This window comes from Rhodococcus sp. P3_B8, from assembly GCF_056402775.1.
Window position 1 is genome coordinate 1 of record NZ_JBFUGT010000444.1, and the last position, 4,159, is coordinate 4,159.

The window sequence follows — 4,159 nt, forward strand, 5'->3', positions numbered from 1 at the left end:
CACTGCGGCCGAGGAGGTCCAACGCGGAATCGAGTACGTCGGCGGTGGCGGCCCATAGCAGTCCGATCCGGCCGTCGACCTCCGTGTCCCACACCGAGTCGACACCCACACCGCGAAGGTCCGACTGCACGACGTCCGCGGCGGACGGGGACGCCGCCGCTTCCACGGACACGACGAGGAACGTGCTGTTCTCCGGGATCCGGAACGTGCGGAGCGCGTCGGCGGCACCGGCCGGGTTGGCGGCGTGGTCACCGAACAGGGTTCTGATCAGCCGGCCCCGCGACTCGGCGTCCTCGCGGGCGCGCAGGTCGGCGGTCTCCCGATATGCCTCCGCGGCGCTGTCCGAATAGACGTCGACGAGCGCCCACACCTGGGCGGCCATGTCGAGCAGCGCGTTGGTGGCGCGGCCCTCCGAGCGGTCCATCAGTTCGTCCCAGATCAGGCGGCCGCCGAGCCGGAACGCGTGGAGTAGCGCCGCGAGGGGCACACCCTGTTCGGCCTTCAACTGTCCCGCCGCGCGCGCCGCCTCGAGCCGGATCGGCGCACTGCCCGCGAGGTTGCCCAGCATCGCCGTCAGATTGTCGACGCACGCCGCGTACAACTGCTCGGGAGTGAGGAGGGTCGCCTCCACGTAACCGTGCTCGGCCGACAGGATGCGCGAGACGAGTTGCTCGGACAGCTGGTCCACGGACTCCAGCATCGATCCGAGAAGATCGGTGGGCGACGGCGCGACATCCGAGCTGACAGTCATCCGGCAAGACTATCCACCGGACGTGGTCCGCGCCATACCCTTTTTGTGCGACGGCATAGCCCGCATGGTCACATTGACAGCCGCTGCCTATGGCGCGACGCCCGGAACTGGGACGAGAATCAGTGTTCTACGCCACAGTAGTTTTTCGTTTCTGCGGCGCGGTCCTTCATGTACTCGACTCGAGCGGAGCTGTCCACAGTGAGCACTTCAGAACCCGAGGCCACCTCCACCACCCCCGGCGCGGCCTCCCCACATCCGGAGGTCGACGCCGCCCTCGCCGACCTCGCCGAGGGCGAGAAGACCTGGGCCGACCTCTCCCTCGCCGATCGCAGGGAACTCCTCGACAAGGTGCACGACCTCACCGTGCAGCACGCCGCCGACTGGGTGGACGCCGCGGTCGCGATCAAGGGGCTGGACCCGAGGTCGCCGCTGGTCGGCGAGGAATGGATGTCCGGACCGTACCCGCTGGCCACCGGCACCGCGGCGCTGTCCGCGAGCCTGGCGAAACTCGAATCCGGGGCCAGCCCGCTGGACGGCGCCACGTTCGGCACCGCCCCCGGCGGCCGCACCACTGTCAAGGCGCTGCCCCTGAACATCTTCGACAAGCTGCTGCTCAGCGGATTCAGCGCGGACGTGTGGCTGCAACCGGGAATCGATCGTGCGACGGCACAGCGCGACGCCGGCCTCGCCCAGCGCGACCCGTCGCGGACTCAGGGCATCGGCGTGGTTCTGGGCGCCGGCAACATCACCTCGATCGCCCCGCTCGACACCCTGTACGAACTGATCGCGCACAATCGCGTCGTCGCACTCAAGCTCAACCCCATCACCGACCGGCTGCTGCCCGTGCTGACGCGGGTCCTGGAGCCGCTCATCTCGATCGGCGCGGTCCGGTTGCTGACCGGCGGTGCGGAGGTCGGGACGTATCTGGTGCACCACGACCTCGTCGACCACGTGCACATGACGGGCAGCGCACTCACCCACGACGCGATCGTGTTCGGCACCGGCGAGGAGGGTGCGCGGCGCAAGGCTGCGAACGACCCCATCCTCGCCAAGGCCATCTCCAGCGAACTCGGCGGTGTGTCCCCCACCATCGTGCTGCCCGGTGAGTGGAGCCGCGCCGACATCAAGTTCCAGGCCGAACACATCGCGACGCAACGGCTCCACAACGGCGGCTACAACTGCGTCGCGGCGCAGGCCGTGGTCGTGTCGTCCGAGTGGAAGCAGCGCGACGAGTTCGTGGCCGCCCTGAAAGAGGCCCTCGACACGGCACCGGACCGCGCCGCGTACTACCCCGGCAGCGACTCCCGGGTCGCCGGCGCCACCGCGTCGTTCCCCACCGCCGCACGCCTGGGTGAGAACGGCGGACGCGTCCTGGTCACCGATCTCGAGCCCGGCGCCTACGCACCGCTCTTGCAGACCGAGTACTTCGCTCCGGTGCTCGGCGTGATCGACCTACCCCACGGGGGCGCCGAGTTCGCGGCACACGCCGCCGACCTCGTGAACGAGGATTTCATCGGCACACTGGGCGTCAACATCGTCGCTGCCCCGCAGACCATCCGCGAGCTGGGCGCGGAGTTCGACTCACTGCTCGAGAGCCTCCGCTACGGGACCATCGCCGTGAACGCGTGGACCGGCGTCGGCTACCTCACCGCCACCGCGACCTGGGGAGCCTTCCCCGGCCACACCCTCGACGACGTCCAGAGCGGCATCGGCGTGGTGCACAACGCACTCCTCATCGACCGGCCGGAGCGCACCGTCGTCCGGGGCCCGTTCCGTCCGTCGCCGCGGTCGATCCTGAACCGTGAGATGTCCATCTCGCCCAAGCCCCCGTGGTTCGTCACCAACCGAACCGCCGCCACGACGGGCCGATTGCTGACAGGATTTGCCGGTGCACCCTCATGGACCCGGCTGCCGGCGATCTTCGCGTCCGCGCTGCGTGGATGAGGGCTGCGTGTCCTCGATCCCTCACCCCCGTCGAAGTGGAGATGAACGATGAATCAGGAACTGTCTGTGGCCGACTACGTGATCGTGGGGTCGGGTTCGGCAGGTGCCGTGCTGGCCGACCGGCTCAGCGCCGACTCCGGCAGCGAGGTCGTGGTCCTCGAGGCCGGCGGTGAGGACAAGGACAAGTTCGCGCACATCCCCGCCGCATTCTCGAAACTGTTTCGCAGTGAGTTGGATTGGGACTACCTGACCGAGCCGCAACCCGGGCTCGGCGGGCGGACGATCTACTGGCCGCGCGGCAAGATGCTCGGCGGCTCGTCGTCGATGAACGCGATGATGTGGGTGCGCGGGTTCGCCGCCGACTACGACGAGTGGGCCGAACTCAGCGACGACTCCTGGTCGTTCAAGGAAGTGGTCAAGTACTTCCGCCGCATCGAGAACGTGCAGGACGCGTCGGACGCCGACAGCGGAACCGGCGGACCGATCGTCGTCTCGCACCAGCGGAGCCCCCGCGCCCTCACCGGGTCGTTCCTCGCGGCCGCCGAGGAGACCGGCTATCCCGTCGAACGGGCGAACACCACTCGGCCCGAGGGCTTCTCACAGACCATGGTCACGCAGAAGCGGGGCGCGCGGTGGAGCACAGCCGACGCCTACCTCCGGCCGGCGCTGAAACGGAAGAATCTGACCGTCCTCACCGGCGCCCAAGCCACCCGGGTTCTGTTCGAGGGCTCCGCGGCCGTCGGCGTCGAGTACGAGAAGGACGGGGTGCGACGCACCATCCGCGCCGCGAAGGAAGTGATCCTCGCCGGCGGGGCGATCAACTCCCCGCAGCTCCTCATGCTGTCGGGCATCGGCGACGAGGCACAGCTGCGCGAGCACGGAATCGCGGTGCAGCAGCACCTGCCGGAGGTCGGGAAGAATCTGCTCGACCATCTGGTGTCGTTCCTCGGCTACAGCGTCGACTCGGACTCGCTGTTCACCGCCGAGAAGATCCCCGAGCTTCTCAACTACCTGACCCGTCGCCGCGGCATGCTCACGTCGAATGTGGGCGAGGCGTACGGATTCACGCGCAGTCGGGACGATCTGGCACTGCCCGACCTCGAGATGATCTTCGGGCCGGCGCCGTTCTTCGACGAGGGCCTCATCCCGGCGACCGGTCACGCCGCGGTGATCGGCGCCATCCTCGTGAAGCCCGAGAGTCGAGGCGAGATCTCGCTTCGGTCGGCCGATCCCCTCGCCAAGCCGATCATCGATCCCCGCTACCTCAGCGACAGCGGCGGAGTCGACCGACGGGCGATGCTCGAAGGACTACGCATGTGCGACGCCCTCGCATCGGCTCCGGCGCTGAAGTCGCGGCTCGGCAACATGATTCGCCCGGCGGTCACGCCGAGCACGCCACTCGACGAGATTCTCGCCCGGGCACTGCAGGAGAACGCCCACACCCTCTACCACCCAGTCGGGACG

General features: G+C 68.6%; 3 protein-coding genes. 2 read left to right on the forward strand and 1 reads right to left on the reverse strand.

Going from position 1 to position 4,159, the window contains the following annotated elements:
* On the reverse strand, positions 1-751 hold a 751-nt coding region (locus AC1D1G_RS42500; RefSeq protein ID WP_477956628.1), incomplete at its 3' end, for an RsbRD N-terminal domain-containing protein.
* Between the two features lie 198 nt (positions 752-949).
* Between AC1D1G_RS42500 and AC1D1G_RS42505 the strand changes: the two genes are divergently transcribed.
* Positions 950-2,695, forward strand: a complete 1,746-nt coding sequence (locus tag AC1D1G_RS42505; protein WP_477956629.1) for an aldehyde dehydrogenase family protein — start codon at positions 950-952, stop codon at positions 2,693-2,695.
* 48 nt (positions 2,696-2,743) lie between these two features.
* A partial coding sequence (locus AC1D1G_RS42510; RefSeq protein ID WP_477956630.1) for a GMC family oxidoreductase occupies positions 2,744-4,159 on the forward strand: 1,416 nt, incomplete at its 3' end.